The sequence below is a fragment of the Nocardioides astragali genome (genome assembly GCF_024436375.1).
In the GTDB taxonomy this organism is placed as follows: domain Bacteria; phylum Actinomycetota; class Actinomycetes; order Propionibacteriales; family Nocardioidaceae; genus Nocardioides; species Nocardioides astragali.
In genome coordinates this window covers 654,946-676,025 of record NZ_JAFMZM010000002.1, presented here as the reverse complement: position 1 = coordinate 676,025, position 21,080 = coordinate 654,946, and the positions used below count along the sequence as shown (strand labels likewise).

Annotated in this window: 21 protein-coding genes; 3 read left to right on the top strand and 18 right to left on the bottom strand. The window is 70.6% G+C overall.

Translation table 11 applies throughout. The features are described from left to right. Positions 1 to 33: 33 nt before the first annotated feature. The 9 genes from J3P44_RS08130 to pafA form a co-directional block, all read right to left on the bottom strand. Positions 34 to 2,832 carry a DEAD/DEAH box helicase gene (locus J3P44_RS08130; RefSeq protein WP_255889796.1) on the bottom strand — a complete coding sequence of 933 codons (2,799 nt, stop codon included), beginning with the start codon at positions 2,830 to 2,832 and terminating at the stop codon, positions 34 to 36. Beyond that, a complete protein-coding gene (locus J3P44_RS08125) occupies positions 2,829 to 3,734 on the bottom strand; it encodes a YegS/Rv2252/BmrU family lipid kinase (protein ID WP_255889795.1) in 906 nt (301 codons plus the stop codon). The genes J3P44_RS08130 and J3P44_RS08125 overlap by 4 nt, the downstream gene beginning before the upstream one ends. Positions 3,735 to 3,757: 23 nt before the next feature. Next, entirely contained in the window at positions 3,758 to 4,150 is a 393-nt protein-coding gene (locus J3P44_RS08120; RefSeq protein ID WP_255889794.1) for a hypothetical protein, read from the bottom strand. Between the two features lie 32 nt (positions 4,151 to 4,182). Further along, positions 4,183 to 5,019 (bottom strand): twin-arginine translocase subunit TatC, encoded by an 837-nt coding sequence (tatC, locus tag J3P44_RS08115; RefSeq protein WP_255889793.1) that lies wholly within the window; start codon positions 5,017 to 5,019, stop codon positions 4,183 to 4,185. 6 nt (positions 5,020 to 5,025) lie between these two features. Further along, entirely contained in the window at positions 5,026 to 5,310 is a 285-nt protein-coding gene (gene tatA / locus J3P44_RS08110) for a twin-arginine translocase TatA/TatE family subunit (protein ID WP_255889792.1), read from the bottom strand. A 51-nt stretch (positions 5,311 to 5,361) separates the two neighbouring features. After that, the gene (locus tag J3P44_RS08105) at positions 5,362 to 6,357 is read right to left on the bottom strand and encodes a helix-turn-helix transcriptional regulator (RefSeq protein ID WP_255889791.1); all 996 of its coding nucleotides are present in this window, start codon (positions 6,355 to 6,357) and stop codon (positions 5,362 to 5,364) included. Next, entirely contained in the window at positions 6,354 to 7,301 is a 948-nt protein-coding gene (locus tag J3P44_RS08100; RefSeq protein WP_255889790.1) for a helix-turn-helix transcriptional regulator, read from the bottom strand. Before J3P44_RS08100 ends, J3P44_RS08105 begins: the two co-directional genes overlap by 4 nt. A 63-nt stretch (positions 7,302 to 7,364) precedes the next feature. After that, positions 7,365 to 8,318 carry an FKBP-type peptidyl-prolyl cis-trans isomerase gene (locus J3P44_RS25440; protein ID WP_255889789.1) on the bottom strand — a complete coding sequence of 318 codons (954 nt, stop codon included), beginning with the start codon at positions 8,316 to 8,318 and terminating at the stop codon, positions 7,365 to 7,367. A gap of 115 nt (positions 8,319 to 8,433) precedes the next feature. Then, positions 8,434 to 9,795 (bottom strand): Pup--protein ligase, encoded by a 1,362-nt coding sequence (gene pafA, locus J3P44_RS08090; RefSeq protein ID WP_255889788.1) that lies wholly within the window; start codon positions 9,793 to 9,795, stop codon positions 8,434 to 8,436. Between the two features lie 224 nt (positions 9,796 to 10,019). Between pafA and J3P44_RS08085 the strand changes: the two genes are divergently transcribed. After that, positions 10,020 to 10,430, top strand: a complete 411-nt coding sequence (locus J3P44_RS08085; RefSeq protein ID WP_255889787.1) for a hypothetical protein — start codon at positions 10,020 to 10,022, stop codon at positions 10,428 to 10,430. A gap of 16 nt (positions 10,431 to 10,446) precedes the next feature. Here J3P44_RS08085 and prcA read toward each other — a convergent pair whose 3' ends face one another. The 4 genes from prcA to dop all read right to left on the bottom strand — a co-directional run bounded on the left by prcA (position 10,447) and on the right by dop (position 14,183). After that, entirely contained in the window at positions 10,447 to 11,484 is a 1,038-nt protein-coding gene (gene prcA / locus J3P44_RS08080; protein ID WP_255889786.1) for a proteasome subunit alpha, read from the bottom strand. 18 nt (positions 11,485 to 11,502) lie between these two features. Then, positions 11,503 to 12,336 (bottom strand): proteasome subunit beta, encoded by an 834-nt coding sequence (gene prcB, locus J3P44_RS08075; RefSeq protein WP_255889785.1) that lies wholly within the window; start codon positions 12,334 to 12,336, stop codon positions 11,503 to 11,505. A 49-nt stretch (positions 12,337 to 12,385) separates the two neighbouring features. After that, positions 12,386 to 12,583, bottom strand: coding sequence for a ubiquitin-like protein Pup (locus J3P44_RS08070; RefSeq protein ID WP_255889784.1), 198 nt, complete (start codon positions 12,581 to 12,583; stop codon positions 12,386 to 12,388). A 79-nt stretch (positions 12,584 to 12,662) separates the two neighbouring features. Then, positions 12,663 to 14,183, bottom strand: coding sequence for a depupylase/deamidase Dop (dop, locus tag J3P44_RS08065; protein ID WP_255889783.1), 1,521 nt, complete (start codon positions 14,181 to 14,183; stop codon positions 12,663 to 12,665). Between the two features lie 116 nt (positions 14,184 to 14,299). Between dop and J3P44_RS08060 the strand changes: the two genes are divergently transcribed. After that, positions 14,300 to 14,890 carry a class I SAM-dependent methyltransferase gene (locus J3P44_RS08060; protein WP_255889782.1) on the top strand — a complete coding sequence of 197 codons (591 nt, stop codon included), beginning with the start codon at positions 14,300 to 14,302 and terminating at the stop codon, positions 14,888 to 14,890. A gap of 170 nt (positions 14,891 to 15,060) precedes the next feature. Here the strand turns inward: J3P44_RS08060 and J3P44_RS08055 are convergent, their stop codons facing one another. The 5 genes from J3P44_RS08055 to J3P44_RS08035 form a co-directional block, all read right to left on the bottom strand. Beyond that, the gene (locus J3P44_RS08055; protein WP_255889781.1) at positions 15,061 to 15,408 is read right to left on the bottom strand and encodes a hypothetical protein; all 348 of its coding nucleotides are present in this window, start codon (positions 15,406 to 15,408) and stop codon (positions 15,061 to 15,063) included. 7 nt (positions 15,409 to 15,415) lie between these two features. Further along, positions 15,416 to 17,161 carry a proteasome ATPase gene (gene arc / locus J3P44_RS08050; RefSeq protein ID WP_255889780.1) on the bottom strand — a complete coding sequence of 582 codons (1,746 nt, stop codon included), beginning with the start codon at positions 17,159 to 17,161 and terminating at the stop codon, positions 15,416 to 15,418. Between the two features lie 72 nt (positions 17,162 to 17,233). Next, positions 17,234 to 17,821, bottom strand: a complete 588-nt coding sequence (locus tag J3P44_RS08045) for a GrpB family protein (RefSeq protein ID WP_255889779.1) — start codon at positions 17,819 to 17,821, stop codon at positions 17,234 to 17,236. Positions 17,822 to 17,894: 73 nt separating this feature from the next. Continuing rightward, on the bottom strand, positions 17,895 to 18,857 hold the full coding sequence (locus J3P44_RS08040; RefSeq protein ID WP_255889778.1) for a tRNA (adenine-N1)-methyltransferase: 963 nt from the start codon (positions 18,855 to 18,857) through the stop codon (positions 17,895 to 17,897). Positions 18,858 to 18,891: 34 nt separating this feature from the next. Beyond that, on the bottom strand, positions 18,892 to 20,061 hold the full coding sequence (locus tag J3P44_RS08035) for a site-2 protease family protein (RefSeq protein WP_255889777.1): 1,170 nt from the start codon (positions 20,059 to 20,061) through the stop codon (positions 18,892 to 18,894). An 89-nt stretch (positions 20,062 to 20,150) separates the two neighbouring features. Here J3P44_RS08035 and J3P44_RS08030 point away from each other — a divergent pair, with 89 nt between their 5' ends. Then, positions 20,151 to 21,068, top strand: a complete 918-nt coding sequence (locus J3P44_RS08030; RefSeq protein WP_255889776.1) for a RecB family exonuclease — start codon at positions 20,151 to 20,153, stop codon at positions 21,066 to 21,068. The last annotated feature ends 12 nt before the right edge of the window (positions 21,069 to 21,080 follow it).

Genomic DNA, 21,080 nt, shown 5'->3' with positions numbered 1-21,080 from the left:
CGCCGACCGGGTCTGGTTGCCGACGTCGCGCCGCTATTCCGCCAGCACGCTGTAGGCGATCACGCCCCGCTTGAGCGCCTTGGCCGTCGCGCGCGCCGTGTCGCGCAGCTGCTTGTCACCGGCCGCGTCGGCCACCTGGCCGCACAGGTCGAGCAGCTGCTTCATCCAGCGCACGAAGTCGCCGGCCGACAGGCCGGTCACCATCAGGACGTCGTCGAGGTCGTCGCCCTCGGCCCACCGCCAGGCAGCCCACGCGAAGCCGACGTCGGGCTCGCGGAGGAAGTCGAGCTTGTGGTCGCGCTCGAGCGCGTCGAGCTGGCCCCAGAGGCGTACGACCTCGGCGAGCACCGGCCGCACCTGGCCGCCGGGCATCTTCGGCGACGACGCGTCGTCGGCGCGCCGCGCCTCGAACACGAGCGCGGACAGCACCGCAGCAAGCTCCGAGGGCGCGAGCTCGTCGAAGAGCCCCGCCCGGATCGCCTCGGCCGCGACGAGGTCCATGTCGGTGTAGATCCTGCGCAGGTGGGCGCCCTGCTCGGTCACCTTGTCGCCGTCGAGGTAGCCCAGCGCGGTGAGGACGTCGCAGACGCGGTCGAAGGTGCGAGCGACCGTGTTGGTGCGGGTCTCCACGCGACGCTTCAACGTCTCGGTGTCGCGCTGCAGCTTGAACCACCGCTCGGCCCACCGGGCGTGGTCCTCGCGCTCGGGGCACTGGTGGCAGGGGTGCGACTTCAGCTCGGCCCGCAACCTGCCGATCTCGCGGTCGGTCGGGGTGTCGCTGAAGGAGTCCTGCTGCTGACTGCGCCGCGGGGCGGGGCCGTCGAGGTCGTGTGCCTTGGACCGCAGCGCCGTCGCGAGGTCGCGACGCATGGCGGGGTTGCGACCGTTGAACGACTTGGGGATCCGCAGCCGGCCGAGCGCCTGCACGGGGACCGGGAAGTCCATCGGAGCGAGCCGACGTGCCTGGCGGTCGGCCGTCACGACGTAGGGGCGTGGCTCGTCAGCGGAGTGACCGGGGTCGATCACCACGGCGAGGCCGCTGAACTTCCCCGCCGGCACATGGATCACGTCCCCGGGGCGCAGTTTGCCGAGGGAGTCCAGCGCCTCGGCGCGTCGGTCCTGCTTGCGCTCGCGGGCGGCGCCCTTCTCGAGGTCGGAGATCCGTCGGCGCAGGGCGGCGTACTCCATGAAGTCGCCGACGTGGCACGTGGCCGCCTCCCGGTAGCCGTCGAGCGCCTCCTCGGCCTTGTGCACCTGCCGGGCGAGCCCGACGACCGCCTTGTCGGCCTGGAACTGCGCGAAGGACTGCTCCAGGAGCTCGCGGGAGCGCGCGCGGCCGAACTGGTGCACGAGGTTGACCGCCATGTTGTAGGACGGCCGGAAGGACGAGCGCAACGGATAGGTGCGCGTCGAGGCCAGGCCCGCGACCTCCCGCGGGTTCATGCCGGGCTGGTAGAGCACGACGCCGTGGCCCTCGATGTCGAGGCCGCGGCGACCGGCTCGCCCGGTGAGCTGGGTGTACTCCCCCGGCGTCAGGTCGGCGTGGGTCTCGCCGTTCCACTTCGACAGCTTCTCGATGACCACGGTCCGCGCCGGCATGTTGATGCCGAGGGCGAGGGTCTCGGTGGCGAAGACGACCTTGACCAGGCCCTCCTGGAAGAGCTCCTCCACCACCTGCTTGAAGGCCGGCAGGAGCCCCGCGTGGTGGGCCGCGACGCCGCGGGTGAGGCCGTCGAGGAACTCGTGGTAGCCGAGGACGTGCAGGTCCTCCTCGGGCAGCGAGCGGGAGGCCTCCTCGACGCGCGCGAAGATCTCGTCGCGCTCGGCCGCGCTCGTGAGCCGGGTGTTGGCCGAGACCAGCTGGGTGACCGCCGCGTCGCAGCCGGCCCTGCTGAAGATGAAGACGATGGCCGGCAGCAGCCCTTCGCGGTCGAGGCGCTCGACCACCTCCACGCGACTGGGGATCCACACGCGGCGGCCGTTGCCGACCGCCCGGGGGTTCTTGGACGACCCCGGCTTGCCCTTGCGCGGCGAGCGCCGGTCCCGCATCAGGCGCGAGCTGGCCCAGTCGTCGCGTGCGATCCGGGTCAGCTCGTCGTTGACCGGGGCACCCTCCTTGACGAAGCCCGCGCTGGCGTCGACGTCGGAGGAGGCGAACAGGTCGAGCAGTCGACGGCCCACCATGACGTGCTGGAAGAGCGGCACCGGCCGCTTCTCCTCCAGGATCGTCGTCGTCTCGCCGCGAACGGTCTCCAGCCACTCGCCGAACTCCTCGGCGTTGGAGACGGTCGCCGACAGCGACACCAGCGTCACCGACTCCGGCAGGTGGATGATGACCTCCTCCCAGACCGCTCCACGCATCCGGTCGGCGAGGTAGTGCACCTCGTCCATCACGACGTAGCCGAGACCCAGCAGGGTGCGGGAGCCGGCGTACAGCATGTTGCGCAGCACCTCGGTGGTCATCACGACGACCGGCGCCTCGCCGTTGACCACGTTGTCGCCGGTCAGCAGGCCGACGTTGTCGGCGCCGTAGCGCTTCACCAGGTCGTGGTACTTCTGGTTGGACAGCGCCTTGATCGGCGTCGTGTAGAACGCCTTGCGCCCGGTCTGCAGCGCGAGGTGGATGGCGAACTCGCCGACGATCGTCTTGCCCGACCCGGTGGGGGCCGCGACCAGCACGCCGCGACCGCTCTCGATCTCCTGGCACGCCCGGACCTGGAAGTCGTCGAGCTCGAAGCCGTAGAGGCCGGCGAAGTCCTGGAGCATCGGGAAGTCCTTGCCTCGCATGAACGCGGCATAGCGCTCGGCCGGCGCCGCGTGGTCCTCGCTCATGCGATCACCTCCAGTGCACCCGGGACGCACTCGATCGTGAGCGGCAGGGCGCCGAAGCGCTCGCCGTCGGCGTACGCCACGATGCCGGGGGCGGCCACCGTCACCGACTTGACCCGCCGGTGGACGTACTCCGCCACTCCGTCGATCTTCCCCGTGAAGAGCCGCGGGTAGGAGCGCACGAGCTTGGGCTTGCTCATCCGGGTGATGACCACGACGTCGAGCAGCCCGTCGTCGAGCAGCGCGCCCTCCGTGATCCGCAGGCCACCGCCGAAGGACGGGCCGTTGCCGACGGCGACGAGCATCGCCTCGTGCTCGATGGTCTCGTCGTCGAGCTGGAGGACATAGGGGATCGGGCGGAAGATGCGCAGCTCGGCCAGCGTGGCCAGGTTGTAGCGCATCTGCCCTCGGGGCCAGGTCATGGCGTTGGCCCGCTCGTTGACGATCGCGTCGAAGCCCGCGGCCAGCACCGTGACGAAGTAGCGGTCACCGCTGCGTGCCAGGTCGATGGTGCGCCGGCGGGAGGCGATGATCCGGTCGGCCGCCGCCACCGGGTCGGTGCGGGGCAGGCCGAGGTAGCGGGCCACGTCGTTGCCGGTGCCGCTGGGGATCAGCCCGAGAGGTACGCCGCTGCCGGCGACCGCCTGCACGCCGAGATGCACCAGCCCGTCGCCTCCGCACACGACCAGCGCCTCGACCCCGTCGGCCACGCAGCCGCGGGCCAGGTCGGCCGCCTCGTCGGCATCGCGACCCTGCAGGTTGCGCACGACGAAGCCGCTCTCCCGCAGCCGGGCGAGTGCGGCGTCGCGGTGCCGGGCGCCCTTGCCCCTTCCCGAGGTGGGGTTGGTCAGGAGTGCGATCTCGCGCCCCCGCACAGAGGGGCCGGGCTCAGCGGGGTCGTGCATGAGCGCGACCCTATCCCCCGCTTCTAGCCCGTCAGCCGCAGCAGGGCCGCGTAACGTTCGGCCTTGGCGCCGACGGCGCGGGCCAGCCGACCCAGGGCGTCCAGGACGACGTCCGGGCCGAAGCCGGTCCCGGGCACCGCGAGCAGCATCCGGGAGTCGATCTCGCCGATCACCACCTGCCCGTGGCGCCACGCCTGGTGCACCCGCAGCCGGGTGGCGTCGTCGACGACGGGCGCGGGATAGGCCTCGTCGACGGCCAGGAGGTCGCACACCACGTCCGCCTCGCCGTCGGCGGTCAGCCGGCCCCGCACCAGGTGGCCGGCACCGAGACCGGTGTCGGAGCGCCACACCACGTCGTGGGTCCCGAGCCACTCGGGCAGGTCGAACGGATCGATGTCGGTGATCGCGGCCTGCATGGGTCCAGACTGTCAGACCCCCTCGGCACTGCTCAGATCTGGGAGAGCTCGTCGGGCGCCAGGCCGGCGTTGGGCGCCCGGCGGGCGCGGCGTCGGTCGTTGAACCGGGCGATCGCCTCGGAGAGGAAGAACAGCACGACCATCGGCACCGCCATCATCAGCATCGAGAAGGGGTCGGCCGAGGGAGTGGCGACCGCCGCGAAGATGAACGTGCCGATGATGATCCAGGGTCGGTAGGCCTTGAGCGACGCGCCCTTCACGACGCCGGCGAGGTTGAGCAGGACCACGAACACCGGGATGTTGAACGCGAGGCCGAACACGAACAGGGTGCGAGTGAAGAACTGGAGGTAGTCGTTGAAGTCGGTGAGGTTGGTGACGCCCTCGGGGTTGAATCCGATCAGCACCTCGAGTGCCAGAGGCAGCGTGAGGTAGCCGAGCGCGACGCCCGCGATGAACAGGGGGCCGGCGACCGCCGCGAAGATGCGGCTCATCTTCCGCTCACGGGCGTAGAGCCCGGGGACCACGAACGCCCAGATCTGGTAGAGCCAGTAGGGGGCGGTCACCACCAGGGCCGCGAAGCTGCCGAGCGTCAGCCAGAGGAGCAGGCCCGCTCCGGCGCCGCTCGTCGTGGCCACCGTCTTGCCCTCGGGCAGCTTGGCCTGCGCGGCGGAGTAGGGGCCGTAGACCGCGTCGTAGAGGGCGTGTCGGAAGACGATCGCGAGCGCGAAGGCGATGGCGAAGACGAGCAGGCAGCGCAGCAGTCGGGCCCGGAACTCCCGGAAGTGGTCGGAGAGGGCCATCCGGCCGTCCGGGCCGACGTCATGGTGCGGCCGGCCCTTGAACAGGCCGACGAGACCAGCGATCCTCACCCGAGGTCAGGCGGTGGTGTCGTCACGTTGCTCACGGACGACGTCACCCGTGGCCTGGGTGCGGGACTCGTCGGCTGCCTCGTTGCGGGCCTCGATCTCGCGCTGCTCGGGCGACTTGTCCTTGTCGTCGCCGTCGCGCAGGTCCTTGGTCTCGGTCTTGAAGATCCGCAGTGCCTGCCCCGAGCTCCGGGCCAGGTCGGGCAGCTTGGCGGCGCCGAACACGAGGACGACGATCGCCAGGATCACCAGCCACTCCAGACCCTGCGGCATGCCGATCAAGGTGTTGATCATGAGGTCACTCCGATAAGTGTGGGATTGCGAGAGAGGTGGGTCCTGCGGCCTTCAGGACAAGTCTACGCCGTCATCTTCGTAGAGGTTGAGGGTTGCCCGTGCCGCGGCTGTGAAGGCGTCCGCGAAGTGGGCGGGGGCGAGCAGCGTGGCGTGGGGCGCCAGCCGGAGGAGCAGCGACTGGACCCACTGCTCGCTCGCGACCTCGAGGTCCACGTCGATCGTCCCGTCCGGTCCGGGACGCTGCGCCGTGACCTGGTAGTACTCCACGACCCAGCGCGCGGGAGGTGCGAGGCGGAGCGTGACCGTCGTGGTCTCGGCGTCGGTGAACCAGCCGCCGGTCAGGTCCCGGGCGCGGGCGCCGGGGTCGGCGACGGGGGTGTCCAGCTCTCTGGCGGAGAGGATCCGATCCACGCGGAAGGCCCGGTCGCCCTGCGCGGTGTGGCACCACGCGTCGAGGTAGAGCAGGTCCTCGACCCGGGCCAGCCCGCGCGGGTCCACGAGACGCTGCGACTCCTGGTCGCGGGAGGGCACGTAGTAGGTGATCTCCACCTGCCTGCCGTGAGCGAGGGCCGCCTCCAGCACCGGCACCACCGCACTGGCCTCCAGGGGTGTCGGGGTCACGTGCAGCCGCAGCAGTCCCTCGCCGTCCTGGCCGGCCGCCTGCTCGAGCTTGGTCAGGGTGCGCTCGATGACGTCGCGGGCCTCCTCGGGTGCCGCCTCGACCATGGTCCGCAGCGCCACCACCAGCGACGTGGCCTCAGCGGGCGAGAACCGGACCGGCCGGGCGAGGTAGTCGGCGTTGTCGACCCGGATGATGCGATCGCCCTCCAGTGCCTCCAGGTCCACCTCGATCAGGTCACCCGGCAGGCCGGGCGAGACTCCGGTCATGAAGAGCAGGCGCAGGTCGCGCTCGATCTGGTCGGCGTCGGTGCCGAAGTGCGCCGCTGCGTCGTCGAGGCGCACCTCCCCGCGCGCGAGGAGGTAGGGCACCAGGGCGAGCAGGCGGGCGACCTGGTCGGGGGCGGTGTCACCGGGCTGCGTGCTCATCGTGGTCCCTCCGCAACCGCTCGCAGTCGGGAGACGACCTCGTCGCGCAGGGACTCCGGAGCCTCGACGACCACATCGGCGCCGTAGGTGAGCACGTCGTCGGAGACCTCGTGGACCGGGCCCTCCACCACCACGCGGTCCCACCCGGGACGCTCCTCGATCGGTGCCACCGACTCGGCGCGCCGGCGCAGGCCCAGGCCGGTCCCCTGCCGCACCCGGATCTCGGCTCGGACCGAGGGAAAGGAGGGCGAGAGGCGGCGGGCGACCGCGCGTACGTCGGTGCCGGGCGGCACGTCGTACGCCCCGGACCTGCCGCTGGCGCGGACCGGCCCGACGATGCGGGACAGCCGGAAGACCCGCTCGGCGCCGCGGTCGACGTCGAAGCCGACGACGTACCAGCGGCCCGAGGACCGGGCCAGGCCCCACGGCTGTACGCGGCGGGTGGTGGGCTCCGTCTCGCTGGCCCGCTGGTAGGGGAAGCTGACCTGCCGACGCTTGCCGACCGCGTCCCACAGCGGCTCGAAGGCGGGCTCGTCGGCGGTGATCGCCGGGGCGACGACCTCCAGGCGCGACGGGTCGATCTCCACGCCCTGGCCCTTGAGCTTGGCCAGCGCCCGACCGGTCGCCTTGGCGAGCGTGGCCTGCTGCCAGACCTGCGCAGCCAGGCCGAGCACGGCGGCCTCGTCGGACTCGAAGCGGATCTCCGGCAGCGAGGTCTGCTCGGTGGGGATGCGGTAGCCGATCTCGTCGTCGAAGAACGCGTCGGCGCTGCCGACCTCGATCACCGCCCCTATCTGCCGCAACGCGTCCTTGTCACGCTCGAAGGCACGCTCGAACGCCTCGTCGCCCGTGGCGTTGCGCGGGTGGTCGGCGTAGCAGGCCTCGCGGATGGCGTCCTTGCCGATGAAGCGCTTGGCGCCGAGCAGCAGGATGTGCAGGTTCATCAGCCGCTCTGCTCGAGGCTGCGCCATCTGCCGGTCCCCCTGCCTGCTCGTCCGGTCGTGAGATCAGCGGGCGCCGAGGATGTCGACGACGAAGAAGAGCGTGTCGGTGCCCTTGATGCCCGCCTGCTCGTTGCCCGGCTTGCCATAGCCCTCGGCCGGCGGGATCTCCAGGATCACGCGGGAGCCGACGGTGCGCCCGACCAGCCGCTTGTCCCAACCGTCGATCACCTGGCCGACACCGATCGGGAACTCGGCCGGCTCCTTGCTGTAGGACTCGTCGAAGGGCTTGTCGGCGTTGTAGACCTGGCCGAGGTAGTTGACGGTGAGGGTCTGGCCCTTCTTCACGACGGCGCCGTCGCCCTTGATGAGAGTCGTCGCGATCAGCTCGCCACTCGGCTCGTGCGCATCGGTGAAGTCGAGGCCGGTGATCACGCCGTCCTTCTCGATCAGGGTCGGTGCCCAACCGGCGGGCTTCTTCTCCTCGCCCTGGGGACCATCGAGGATCGGCACCGTGTCGGACCGGTCCATGATGTCGATGACGAACAGGACGCTGTCCTTGTTGCCGATGCCGATGTTGGGGTTGCCCTGCTCGCCGTAGGCGGCCTCGGCCGAGGTCAGGACGACGACACGCTCACCCACCTTGTGGTCGATCAGCGCGTCGCGCAGCGGCTCCATCGTGTCCGAGGTGATCTCGATCGGCTGAGGGCCCTGGTCGTAGGTGCTGGTGGCCTCTTCCTGGGTGAAGCCGTTGCCGATCCAGAGGTTGGCGGAGACGGTGTCGCCGTCGGCGACGGTCTCCCCGTCGCCCTCGATGAGGACCTCGGTCTCCTCCTGGTCGCCGTCCAGACGTCCGTCGAAGGTGACCTTGGGCTCCTCGCCGTGCTTGCCCTCGATCGTCACCGAGCTCAGGGGCGCGCCGCCCGAGTCGGAGTCGCTGGACTCGGACCCGCACGCGGCGAGTCCGAGCAGGCTGAGGGCGAGGACACCGCTGAGGGCAGCGGAACGTACACGGGACACAGGTTCAACCTCATCGATAGGCTCAGGCGTTGCCGGGTCACCCTATCCAGCGACCCCTACGAGCCGTGCCACCACACCGTCACAGCCTGATCACGACTGCGAATCGCAGGTCGGGTCACATCCCGTCGATCAGCCGCTGCACCCGCTCGTCGTACGCCTTGAACGGGTCCTTGCAGAGCACCGTGCGCTGGGCCTGGTCGTTGAGCTTGAGGTGGACCCAGTCGACGGTGAAGTCGCGCCGGCGCTCCTGGGCCTTGCGGATGAACTCACCGCGCAACCGGGCACGGGTGTTCTGCGGCGGGACGCTCTTGGCCTCGAAGATCTTCAGGTCGGTGGTGACCCGGGCGACCGCGCCGCGCTTCTCCAGCAGGTAGTAGAGGCCCCGTCCGCGGTGGATGTCGTGGTAGGCGAGGTCGAGCTGCGCGATGCGGGCGTCCCCGAGCGAGAGCCCGTGCTTGGCGCGGTAGCGCTCGATCAGCTTCAGCTTGATGATCCAGTCGATCTCACGGTCCACCAGCCCGAGGTCGTCGGACTCCACCGCCTTGAGCCCGCGCTCCCAGAGGTCGAGGGCGCGCTCGATGGTCGGCGTCGAGATCTGACGACGGTCGACGAAGTCACGGGCCTTGCCGAGGTATTCCCCCTGGATCTCCAGTGCGCTCGCCTCCCGGCCGTTGGCCAGGCGCACCTTCCGCCGGCCGGTCGGATCGTGGCTGATCTCGCGGATGGCGCGGATCGGGTTCTCCATCGTGAGGTCGCGCATCACCACGCCCTCCTCGATCATCCGCAGCACCAGGTCGCAGGAGGCGACCTTGAGCATGGTGGTCGTCTCGCTCATGTTGGAGTCGCCCACGATCACGTGCAGGCGGCGGAAGCGCTCGGCGTCGGCGTGCGGCTCGTCGCGGGTGTTGATGATCGGCCGGCTGCGGGTGGTTGCGCTGCTGACGCCCTCCCAGATGTGCTCGGCGCGCTGGCTCACGCTGTAGGAGGCGCCGCGCGGGGTCATCACGACCTTCCCCGCGCCGACGACGATCTGTCGCGTCACGAGGAACGGGATGAGGATGTCGGCGAGCCGGCTGAACTCCCCCGCCCGGCCGACGAGGTAGTTCTCGTGGCAGCCGTAGGAGTTGCCCGCGGAGTCGGTGTTGTTCTTGAACAGGTAGATGTCGCCGGAGATGCCCTCTTCGTGGAGGCGGTTCTCGGCGTCGAGGAGCAGTCCCTCGAGGATCCGCTCCCCCGCCTTGTCGTGCGTGACGAGCTCGACGATGTCGTCGCACTCGGGTGTCGCGTACTCGGGGTGGCTGCCGACGTCGAGGTAGAGCCGGGCGCCGTTGCGGAGGAAGACGTTGGACGAACGGCCCCAGCTCACGACCTTGCGGAACAGGTAGCGGGCCACCTCGTCGGGACTCAGGCGGCGCTGGCCCTTGAACGTGCACGTGACGCCGTACTCGTTCTCGATGCCGAAGATCCGCCGGTCCATGGACCCACACTAGGACCGCGTCCATGCCGGGCGGGTCACTCCGCGCCGAAATGTCGCACCACTTGGCGCCGTTGCCCAGGTTGCGGACCGCGGCGTACGTCGCTGCCCAGGTTGCGGGCCGCGGCGTACGTCGCCCGCGACTGTCGCTGGGCGTGCTGGCCGGGGTGCCTCGCTGGCTGAGTCCCGTCTTGACGGCTCGGCCCCGCCCGGGTGAGCGTTCGTCCATGAGACCTCGTCACCTGGTCGCGACCGTCCTGGTCGAGCCGAGCGCGGTCGAGGACCTCGAGCTGCGCGTGATGACCGACGACCTGTGGCTGTGGCCCGTTCGCACGGCACCCGTGGTCATCGACGGGGAGCGGATGGAGTTCCAGCTGCGCAGGCGCCTGGTCGAGCAGCGCGCCGGGGCCTGGGACGACGCGGCAGGCTGGACGCCCGCCTGGATCGGCTTCGGCGACGCGTGGCACGAGTTCGGCCCGGAGGGCAACGTGCGACCCTCGGGCCCCCTCCCGTGGGCCGCGCACCAGCGGCTGTGGAGCGCGCTGGACGAGTTCGCTCCGCAGGTGCGCTACCGGCGGCGTCTCACCGGGATCCCCACCGTGCCGACGTCGGAGTGGCCGGGACTCAACCTCCGCTGAGCTGCCGCAGACCTGCTCAGACCTGGCCGGGCTCCGTGGGCGGCGTGCCGGGCATCGGCGGCTGGCCCTGACCCGGCTCGGGAGCCGGGGGTTGCGGGGCCGGTGGACGGGGCTCGCCCGGAGCGGCCGGATCGGTGGGGGTCGACTCCCCCGGCCGTGCCGGCGGGGGAACCGGTGGCGCGATCGGTGGCGCGACCGGCGGTGCCACGGGAGGCTCCCCCGTGACCGGGTCCTCCAACGGCGGCGTGGATCCGCTGACCTGGTCGGTCGGGTCGGCGGGGTCGTCCTGGCCCGACTGGTGGGGTCCGGACCCGGCGAGGGCGTCCTCGGGCGCGGTGGGGGCCGCCTCCTCGGCGCCACGGTCGCCGAGGATCTGGCGGAGCCGCGGCTCGCGCAGCCTCAGGAACTTGCGCGGCTGGGCGCGGGTCCGGTCGAGTGCGGCGACCTCGAGGTCGCTGACCGGGATGACCCGGTCCTCGCTCTCGCTGTGGCCCAGCGCGGCGACGGCGACGTGGAGGGCGTCGGCGAGCGACGCACCGGCGACGTAGTGCTCCTTGAGGTGGCCGGCGACGACGTCGGCAGCACCACCCATGACCGCGAAGCCGTGCTCGTCGGCGACCTGGCCGTCGTAGGTGAGGCGGTAGAGCTGGTCGTCGGCGGGCTCGTCGCCGATCTCGGCGACGAAGATCTCCACCTCGTAGGGCTTCTCGCCGCCGGAGGAGAAGATCGTGCCGAGGGTCTGGGCGTAGGCGTTGGCGAGGCCACGACCGGTGACGTCGCGCCGGTCGTAGGCGTAGCCACGCATGTCGGCGAGGCGTACGCCCGCGATGCGGAGGTTCTCGAACTCGTTGTAGCGCCCGACCGCGGCGAAGGCGATCCGGTCGTAGATCTCGCTGACCTTGTGCAGCGCCTGGGAGGGGTTCTCCGAGACGAAGAGGATCCCGTCGGCGTACTGGATCGCGACGACGGAACGGCCGCGGGCGATGCCCTTGCGCGCGAAGTCGGCCCGGTCCTTCATCAGCTGCTCGGGCGAGACGTAGAACGGCATGCTCATGGAAGGGGGTTCTCCTGCTCAGACAAGGGCCGCGGCGGGGCCGTCGGGACGCTGCATCCGCGAGGCGAGGATCCGGTCGGCGATCTCGGCGACCTCCGCCTCAGCCATGCGTCGACCGCCCTCGGGCGTGATCACGTGGACGACCGGGAAGATCCGGCGGGTGATGTCGGGGCCTCCGGTGGCGGAGTCGTCGTCGGCGGCGTCGTAGAGCGCCTGGATGACCGCGGTGACGGCCTCCTCGGCGTCGAAGTCGTCGCGGTAGAGCTTCTTGAGCGAGCCCCGGGCGAACAGCGAGCCGGACCCGACCGAGTGGAACGCCGTCTCCTCGTAGCGCCCGCCGGTGACGTCGTAGCTGAAGATCCGGCCCTGGTCGGAGGCGAGGTCGTATCCCGCGAACAACGGCACCACGGCGAGACCCTGCATGGCCAGGCCCATGTTGGCCCGGATGAGGGCGGCGAGGCGGTTGGCCTTGCCGTCCATCGACAGCGTGGTGCCCTCGATCTTCTCGTAGTGCTCGAGCTCGGTCTGGAACAGCCGCACCATCTCCACGGCGAGGCCGGCGGTGCCCGCGATGCCGACGACGGAGAACTCGTCGGCGGGGAAGACCTTCTGGATGTCGCGCTGGGCGATGATGTTGCCCATCGTGGCTCGGCGGTCACCGGCCATCACGACGCCACCGTCGAACGTCGCAGCGACGATCGTCGTGCCGTGGGGTGCGAGGTCCCCGGCGTTGCCGGCAGGCACGGCGCGGTGCGACGGCAGCAGGTCGGGGGCCTGGGCGCTGAGGAAGTCGGCGAAGCTCGAGGTGCCGGGCGTCATGTAGGACGTCGGCAGCCGGGACTCGTTGCTCATGCGCGGTCCATCTCGGGCCCCCGGCCGAGCGAGGACCTCGATCGGGTGATCACTGGCCGCCCTTCTGGATGAACGACTTCACGAAGTCCTCGGCGTTGGACTCGAGCACCTCGTCGATCTCGTCGAGGATCGCGTCGACGTCCTCGTCGATCATCTCCTTGCGCTCGGCCACGTCGCTCTCGGTGACCTCCTCGGTCGCCGTCTCCTCCTGGGAGGACTTGCGCGGTTGCTTCTGCTCCTGGGCCATGTCACGACCCTATCCACTCCCACCGACGCCACAAGGACGTTCACTGTGGGCGGACCGGGCGAGTCGTCGCCGTGGGGCGTCAGCGGGTGATCGCCGCGACCAGGGCCTGGGCCGTGTCGCAGCGGTCGATGAGCTCCCCGACGTGTGCCCGCGTCCCGCGCAGCGGGTCGATCGTCGGCACCCGCTGCAGCGACTCGCGCCCGGGAAGGTCGAAGATCACCGAGTCCCACGACGCGGCAGCCACCGCGCCGGCGTACTTGTCGAGGCAGCGGCCGCGGAAGTAGGCGCGGGTGTCGACCGGCGGGTCGTGCATCGCGGCCTCGATGGTCGCGTCGTCGAGCAGCCGCTGGATGCGGCCCGAGGCGGCGAGGCGGTGGTAGAGCCCCTTGTCGGGACGTACGTCGGCGTACTGCAGGTCGATGAGGTGCAGCTTGGCGTCGTCCCACTCGAGCCCGTCGCGGTCGCGGTACTGGTTGAGCAGCTTGAGCTTGGCGACCCAGTCGAGCTCGGCGGAGCATTCCATCGGGTCGCGCTCGAGCCGGGTCAGCACCGACTCCCAGCGGGCCAGCACGTCGACGGTCTGCCCGTCGGCGTCGGCGCCGTAACGGTCCTCGACGTACTTGCGGGCGAGGTCGAGGTACTCCAGCTGGAGCTGCACGGCGGTGAGCCGGCGTCCGTCGCGCAGCGTCACGAGATGGCGCAGGGTCGGGTCGTGCGAGACGTCGCGCAGGGCCCGGACGGCACCCTCGACGCTCAGGTCGCGGTCGATGAAGCCGTCCTCGATCATGGCCAGGACGAGCGCGGTGGTGCCGGTCTTGAGGTAGATCGAGATCTCGGCGAGGTTGGCGTCGCCGAGGATCACGTGGAGGCGGCGGTAGACCGCCGGGTCGGCGTGTGGCTCGTCGCGGGTGTTGATGATCGGCCGCTTGAGCGTGGTCTCCAGGCCCACCTCGACCTCGAAGTAGTCCGAGCGCTGGCTGATCTGGAAGCCGCGCTCGGGGGTGGTGTCGCGACCGTCCTGCCCGATGCCGACGCGACCCGCGCCGGTGACGACCTGACGGGACACGAAGAACGGCGTCAGGTGCCGCACGATCTCCGCGAAGGGCGTCGAGCGCCGCATGAGGTAGTTCTCGTGCGCGCCGTAGGACGCACCCTTGTTGTCGGTGTTGTTCTTGTAGAGCAGGATCGGCGCGCTGCCCGGGATCTGCGCGGCCATCCGGGAGGCGTCGAGCATGACCTGCTCGCCCGCCTTCTCCCACCGCACGACGTCGAGCGGGGTGGTGACCTCGGGCGAGGAGTACTCAGGGTGCGCGTGGTCGACGTAGAGCCTCGCGCCGTTGGTCAGGATCACGTTGGCCAGGCCGAGGTCCTCGTCGGTGAGCTGGCTCGGGTCCGCGATCTGGCGGGCCATGTCGAAGCCACGCGCGTCGCGCAGCGGCGACTCCTCCTCGAAGTCCCACCGGGCGCGACGGGCCTTCGCCGTGGAGGAGGCGTAGGCGTTGACGATCTGCGACGAGGCAACCATCGGGTTGGCCGACGGCTGGCCCTGGACCGAGATGCCGTACTCGACCTCCGTGCCCATCACGCGTCGTACGCTCATCCGGGGCCCCCGCGGTGTTGTTCGATGGAGGAGCGCAGCGGGGGAAGCGACGAACACTGCGGGGTGGAGGTCATGAGATGAGCCTACGGGTGTGGGACGAGCACGTGGTGCCGAGAATGACCGACCTGAGCCTGCGGGGCCGCGAGATCGGCGAGATGCGCGAGGTCGCGTGTGCCGGACTGACCGGTCGCGTGCTGGAGATCGGCTTCGGCAGCGGGCTCAACGTGCGGTGGTACCCGCCCGAGGTCACGTCGGTGACCGCGATCGAGCCCTCCGACGTGGGCTGGAAGCTCTCCGAACCACGCCGCGAGCGCAGCACGGTGCTCATCGAGCGCGCCGGGCTCGACGGCCAGCGGCTCGACCTGCCCGACGACTCGCACGACAGCGCGCTCGTCACTTTCAGCCTGTGCACCATCCCCGACCCGCTGCTCGCGCTGAGCGAGGCCCGCCGCGTGGTGCGCCAGGGTGGCCGGCTGCATGCCCTCGAGCACGGTCTCGCGCCCGACGATCCCGTACGCCAGTGGCAACGGAGGCTCGATCCGGTGCAGCGAGCGCTGGCCGGTGGCTGCCACCTGACCCGGGACGTCCCCGCACTGGTCGCACGCGCGGGATGGCACGTCGAGGATTTCGAGCAGTCCTACCTGCCCGGCCCGGCCGTCGCCCGCCCGTGGACGTACGGGTGCCGACTCGTCGCGGTGCGGGAGTGAACGCGGATCAGCGTCCGCGACGCATGAACCCAACGAGGAAGAGCACGATGACGACGATGACGACGATGATCAGAATGGTTCGCATGTGGTCAACCTAGCCCTGTCAGGCCTCGCGACAACTCCTCCCGCGGGGTGTTCCTCCCGGCGTGTCGCAGCCCCGTCAGGGCCCGTCAGGGCTGGCGAGACTGCCACGCGTGGGCGACGTTGACGCCCACGATGCTCAACAGCGCGACGAGGAGCGCGGGGAACTGGTTGTTGACGCCCAGCACGATGCTGATCGGGATGAAGGCGACCAGCGAGATGATGCCGAGGGCGAGCTGACGCGCGCCGGCACCGGCCACCGATGCCGTACGCCGCTGCTGCAGCGCCACCTGGTCGGCGACCCGTCGCTCGACGGCCCGCTCGATGCGCTCGGCGAAGCCGTCGACCAGCTCGGCGTCGTAGCGGGCGCCGAGCTCGCGACGCGTCGCGAGGGCCGCCTCGATGTCGCCGTGCCCCAGCTCGTCCTCCTTGCTCACGAGCGTCTCACAGGTACTGCCCGGTGTTGGCGACGGTGTCGATGGAGCGGCCGGGCTCGGTGCCCTGCTTGCCCGTGATGAGCGTGCGGATGAAGACGATCCGCTCGCCCTTCTTGCCCGAGATCCGCGCCCAGTCGTCGGGGTTGGTCGTGTTGGGCAGGTCCTCGTTCTCCTTGAACTCGTCGACGCACGCCTGCAGCATGTGCTGGACCCGCAGGCCGCGCTGGGCCGGGTTGAGGTCGCTGTCGAGGAAGTCCTTGATCGCCATCTTCTTGGCGCGGTCGACGATGTTCTGGATCATCGCGCCGGAGTTGAAGTCCTTGAAGTAGAGGACCTCCTTGTCGCCGTTGGCGTAGGTGACCTCCAGGAAGCGGTTCTCCTCCGACTCGGTGTACATGCGCTCGACCGTCGCCCGGATCATCGCCGCGACCGTGGCCTCGCGGTCGTCGTGGAACTCGGCCAGGTCGACGCTGTGCAGCGGCAGCGAGGGGGTGAGGTACTTGGAGAAGATGTCGCGGGCCGACTCGGCGTCGGGACGCTCGATCTTGATCTTCACGTCGAGCCGGCCGGGTCGCAGGATCGCGGGGTCGATCATGTCCTCACGGTTGGAGGCACCGATCACCAGCACGTTCTCCAGCGCCTCGACGCCGTCGATCTCGCTGAGCAGCTGGGGCACGATCGTGTTCTCGACGTCGGAGGATACGCCGGATCCGCGGGTGCGGAACAGGGAGTCCATCTCGTCGAAGAACACGATGACGGGGGTGCCGAGCGAGGCCTTCTCCCGCGCGCGCTGGAAGACCAGGCGGATGTGGCGCTCGGTCTCGCCGACGTACTTGTTGAGCAGCTCGGGGCCCTTGATGTTGAGGAAGTAGGACTTCCCCGAGGCGCCCGTCTTCTCCGACACCTTCTTGGCCAGCGAGTTGGCGACCGCCTTGGCGATCAGGGTCTTGCCGCACCCGGGCGGACCGTAGAGCAGCACGCCCTTCGGCGGCTTGAGCTGGTGGTCCTTGAAGAGCTCGGGGTGCAGATAGGGCAGCTCGACCGCGTCGCGGATGGCGTCGATCTGGGTGGTGAGCCCGCCGATCTGGGTGTAGTCGATGTCGGGCACCTCCTCCAGGACGAGCTCCTCGACCTCGGACTTGGGCACGACCTCGTAGACGTAGCCGGCACGGGTGTCGAGCAGCAGCGAGTCGCCTGCGCGGATGGTCACGTCCTCGGCGCGCAGCGGCTCCGCGAGGCGTACGACCCGCTCCTCGTCGGCGTTGGCGATCACCAGCGCCCGCTCGCCGTCGGCGAGGATCTCCTTGAGCATCACGACCTCGCCGATCTGCTCGAAGTCGAGCGCGGCGACGACGTTGAGGGCCTCGTTGAGCATGACCTCCTGGCCCCGCACCAGCCCGTCGAGGTCGACCGCGGGGCTGACGCTCACGCGCAGCTTGCGACCGCCCGTGAACACGTCGACGGAGTCGTCCTCGTTGCGGGTGAGGAAGGTGCCGAACCCGGCCGGCGGCTGGGCCAGGCGGTCGACCTCCTCCTTGAGGGTGGTGATCTGGTCGCGGGCGTCGCGCAACGTCTGCGCGAGGCGCTCGTTCTGGCTGGAGACGGCGGCCAGGGACCTCTGGGCGTCGGCCAACCGTGTCTCCAGGCCACGGGCCTGGCTCGGCGCGTCCTCGATGCGGCGGCGCAGGTCGGTGACCTCGGCCTCCAGGTAACGCACCTGGGTGGCAAGTTGCTCTCGTGTCGGCTCGGACATGGGCACCTCCTCCTCCGATTGCGACACTACCCACTCACGGGAGGGACGGAAGTGGATATCCCGCCGTGTTGGTCACGATTCCGTGATCTGCCGAGACGTCGGGCCGACCGGCTCGGTCGTTCCCTCGTTGAGTCGCCGGATCGCCTCCAGCTCGTGCTCGCTGAACTCGCCGGAAGCCTCGAGGACCCGCTGGACGACGGCCGACTTGCCGGCGATGTAGGTGTCGATGTCCATGCGCGGGTCGCCCGCAAGGGTGGTCTTGACGTCCGAGTACGCGTCGCGCAGGGCGTCCCGAGCGCGCAGGACGTCGCGGACCGCGAGGTGGTTGCGGACGTTGACCGTGCCGGCAGTGCAGACGTAGACGTTGCGTCGCGGCGGACCAGGAGCGTGGAAGGCCTCTCGGCCGGTGACGCCGAGGTCCCCGCGGTGGACGTAGCCCACGGACTCCAGGGCGGAGACGGCGGCTGACACGTCACTGGACTCCACGACCACGTCGATGTCGAGGATCGGCTTGGCCGACAGGCCCGGGACCGACGTGGACCCGACGTGCTCCACAGTGGCGGAGGGCACCTCGGTCAGCGCCGCTCGGAGCACTGTGGCGACCTCCTCGAACTGCTCGGGCCAGCGTGGCGACCACGGGACGACCTCGATCGGGCTCATGCACGTACTCGCTTCGCTCCGTGCGCGCATGAGGCACCTGGCGCGCTGTGCTGATCGGATCGCTCGCGCTCGCTCACTCGACGTCGACCTCGCCCAGCTCGACCGGCGGGATGTCCGCCGGACGCGGGCCGGTGTAGTCGCGCCCGTAGGCCCCCGGGGCCGGGCGACGCGTCTTGCGCGGCGGGCTCTCGCCCGGCGCCATCCGGCGGGCGGTCACGAGGAAGGCGGTGTGGCCGATCATCTTGTGGCCCGGTCGGACGGCGAGTCCCTCCACGTGCCAGTCGCGCACGAGCGACTCCCAGGGCTGGGGCTCGGTGAAGCCCCCGTGGACCCGCAGCGTCTCGACCACACGCGACAGCTGGGTCGTGGTGGCGACGTAGGCGCAGACGATGCCGCCGGGCACGAGGGCCTCCGCGACGCTGTCCACGCAGTTCCAGGGATCGAGCATGTCGAGGATGATCCGGTCGACCTGGCCGAGCGTGGGCAGGCCCTCCTTGAGGTCGCCCAGGCGCAGGTCCCACGCGGGGTGGGTCCGGCCCTCCGGGGCTGAGAAGAACTGGTTGACGTTGCGCCGCGCCACGTCCGCGAACTCCTCGCGCAGCTCGTAGGACGTCACCTTCCCCCACGGCCCGACGGCCCGCAGCAGCGAGCACGTGAGCGCACCGGAGCCCGCGCCAGCCTCGACCACGCGTGCCCCGGGATAGATGTCGGCCAGGGCGATGATCTGCGCGGCGTCCTTGGGGTAGACCACCGCAGCGCCGCGGGGCATCGAGACCACGAACTCGTTGAGCAGCGGCCGGAACACGAGGTACTGGCCTCCGGCGGAGGACGTCACCGTGAAGCCCTCGTCGCGCCCGATCATCTCGTCGTGGTCGAGGTGTCCCTTGTTGGAGAAGAAGCGCTTGCCGGCGACCAGCTCGAAGTTGTGCTTGCGCCCCTTCTGGTCCACGAGCCGCACCCACTCGCCCTCACGCAGGGGGCCGCGATGGACGCCGGACCAGGCCTCGGCGGGGACGTCGGGAGAGGGCTCGGACATGGCGCGAAGACTAGTGGCCGGGACAGCGAAACACTCAGCCGGCGGCGCTCTCGCGGAACGCACGGTCGACGTCGGCGGTGGACAGCACGCCGTAGATCCGGCCGTCGGCCTCCACGAGGAGGTACTCCTCTGCGGGACGCCGGCTGATCGCGAGGATCAGGTCCTCTCCAGCCACGTCGGCCGGCAGCGTCAGCCCCTCCTCCATCGCCCGCGTCACGGCGGACACGGGCACCCAGGGACGGCGGTCGTCGGGCATGGCGGTGACCGCCGCCTCGCTGACGATGCCCCGCGGTGTGCCGTCGAGCGCCACCGTCACGATGCTTCCGGCCTGCTCCTCCTGGGCTCGTCGGACGGCCTCGGCCAGCGGCAGGTCCTCGGGGACGGTGAGCGTACGTCGCGCGAGCGGGCGTGCGACGAGCGCGGGCAGCCGCTGGCGCAGCCGGGCGTGCGCCATGGCGGCGGTCGCGCCGGTCCAGAGGAAGAGCCCGATGACGAAGGCGAGGACGATGTCGAGCACCGTCGGGGGCTCACCCAGCAGCGGCTCCTGCACCAGTGGCCACGCCAGGAGGGCGAGCGCGGCGAGCCGGCCGCCCCAGCCGGCCACGATCGTGGCCCGGTGCTGGTTTCCGGAGGCGCCCCACACGAGGGCCTTCAGCACCCGGCCACCGTCGAGCGGCAGCCCCGGGACGAGGTTGAGCACGCCGATGACGAGGTTGGCGCCCGCCAGGCCCTGGATCGCCAGCCGGACGAGCCCGTCGGGCACGAGGAACCAGAGTCCCACCGCGGCACCGCCGACCGCGAGGGAGGTCAGGGGCCCGACGACCGCGATCCAGAACTCGTGGCGCGGCCGGCGCGAGGCCCCGTCGATCTCCGTCATGCCGCCCAGGAAGTGCAAGGTGATGGAGGTGACCCCGTAGCCGAGGCGCTGGGCGGTGACAGCGTGGGAGGCCTCGTGCAGCAGCACCGAGAGGTAGAGGACGACCGCGAACACGAACCCGGCGACGTACTTCCAGAACCCCAGCCCTGGCTCGACCTCCTCGATGCGCGGCGCGAACGTCAGCGAGATCAGCAGGGCGACGATGAACCACGAGCTGGTGATCAGGACGTCGATGCCCGCGATGGAGCCGATCCGCAGCGTGCCCGGGGCTCGGGGTGACGGCGGAGTCCGCCGCTCGGCGGCGGCTGGATCGGTGGGACCTGGCACTACTCGACCCTACTCAACGTGGCCCACAGCGCCCGTGCCGCCCGGACGGCCCGGCCACTGTCGTACCCCTCGCCTAGGGTGACCGCGTCATGTCGATCCCTGCCTCCGATCCCCTCTCCCCCGCTCCCGAGGCCTCCCCCGCGGAGCGGATCTCCACGCCGGTGGACGGGGTCGACGTGCTGGGGGCGATCTCGCCGAGCCGCGCCGGCGACTTCATGAGCTGTCCCCTGATGTATCGCTTCCGCACGATCGACCGACTCCCGGAGGAGCCTTCCCCCGACGCGGTGCGCGGCACGGTCGTGCACAAGGTGCTCGAGGACCTCTTCGACCTCCCGGCGGCGGACCGCACGCCCGATCGGGCGGCCGACATGCTCCTTCCCACGTGGGACGTCCTGCTGGAGACCGAGCCCGCCCTGGCCGAGATGTTCGGCGGCGAGGGGGCCGACGTCGCGACCTGGCTGGCCTCCTGCCGCGCTGTCCTCGACCGCTACTTCGACCTCGAGGACCCCCGCCGGCTCGAGCCCGCGGACCGCGAGCTCTACGTCGAGGCCCTCCTCGACTCCAAGCTGCTGCTGCGCGGCTTCGTCGACCGGATCGACGTGGCGCCGGACGGGCGGATCCGCGTGGTCGACTACAAGAGCGGACGAGCTCCCGGAGTCGGCTACGAGGCCAAGGCCCTGTTCCAGATGAAGTTCTACGCCCTCGTCATCTGGCGCATGCGTGGCGTCGTGCCGTCGATGCTTCAGCTGATCTACCTCGGCAGCGGCGAGATCCTGCGCTACGAGCCCGACGAGGACGACCTGCGCGCCACCGAGCGCAAGGTCGAGGCCGTGTGGGCTGCCATCCAGCTGGCCCACGAGACGGCCGACTGGCGGCCGAGCCCCTCACGGTTGTGCGACTGGTGCTCCTACCACGAGTTCTGCCCCACCAAGGGCGGCACCATCCCCCCGTTGCCGGAGCGGCCGGCGCCCGTCCCGGACGTCTCGACCGACGAGGCCGACGACTGACCCTGCGTGCCC

Bases quoted from the DNA above. Each gene is read 5' to 3' on its own strand.
- J3P44_RS08120 (WP_255889794.1), bottom strand. From the start codon at position 4,150: ATGCAGGCCGCGATCACCGACATCGATCCGTTCGACCTGCCCGAGTGG.
- arc (WP_255889780.1), bottom strand. From the start codon at position 17,161: ATGTCCGAGCCGACACGAGAGCAACTTGCCACCCAGGTGCGTTACCTG.
- J3P44_RS08040 (WP_255889778.1), bottom strand. From the start codon at position 18,857: ATGTCCGAGCCCTCTCCCGACGTCCCCGCCGAGGCCTGGTCCGGCGTC.
- J3P44_RS08130 (WP_255889796.1), bottom strand. From the start codon at position 2,832: ATGAGCGAGGACCACGCGGCGCCGGCCGAGCGCTATGCCGCGTTCATG.
- prcA (WP_255889786.1), bottom strand. From the start codon at position 11,484: ATGAGCATGCCGTTCTACGTCTCGCCCGAGCAGCTGATGAAGGACCGG.
- J3P44_RS08125 (WP_255889795.1), bottom strand. From the start codon at position 3,734: ATGCACGACCCCGCTGAGCCCGGCCCCTCTGTGCGGGGGCGCGAGATC.
- J3P44_RS08085 (WP_255889787.1), top strand. From the start codon at position 10,020: ATGAGACCTCGTCACCTGGTCGCGACCGTCCTGGTCGAGCCGAGCGCG.
- J3P44_RS08030 (WP_255889776.1), top strand. From the start codon at position 20,151: ATGTCGATCCCTGCCTCCGATCCCCTCTCCCCCGCTCCCGAGGCCTCC.
- J3P44_RS08070 (WP_255889784.1), bottom strand. From the start codon at position 12,583: ATGGCCCAGGAGCAGAAGCAACCGCGCAAGTCCTCCCAGGAGGAGACG.
- pafA (WP_255889788.1), bottom strand. From the start codon at position 9,795: ATGGACCGGCGGATCTTCGGCATCGAGAACGAGTACGGCGTCACGTGC.
- J3P44_RS08045 (WP_255889779.1), bottom strand. From the start codon at position 17,821: ATGAGCCCGATCGAGGTCGTCCCGTGGTCGCCACGCTGGCCCGAGCAG.
- J3P44_RS08060 (WP_255889782.1), top strand. From the start codon at position 14,300: ATGACCGACCTGAGCCTGCGGGGCCGCGAGATCGGCGAGATGCGCGAG.
- J3P44_RS08105 (WP_255889791.1), bottom strand. From the start codon at position 6,357: ATGAGCACGCAGCCCGGTGACACCGCCCCCGACCAGGTCGCCCGCCTG.
- J3P44_RS08100 (WP_255889790.1), bottom strand. From the start codon at position 7,301: ATGAACCTGCACATCCTGCTGCTCGGCGCCAAGCGCTTCATCGGCAAG.
- dop (WP_255889783.1), bottom strand. From the start codon at position 14,183: ATGAGCGTACGACGCGTGATGGGCACGGAGGTCGAGTACGGCATCTCG.
- prcB (WP_255889785.1), bottom strand. From the start codon at position 12,336: ATGAGCAACGAGTCCCGGCTGCCGACGTCCTACATGACGCCCGGCACC.
- tatA (WP_255889792.1), bottom strand. From the start codon at position 5,310: ATGATCAACACCTTGATCGGCATGCCGCAGGGTCTGGAGTGGCTGGTG.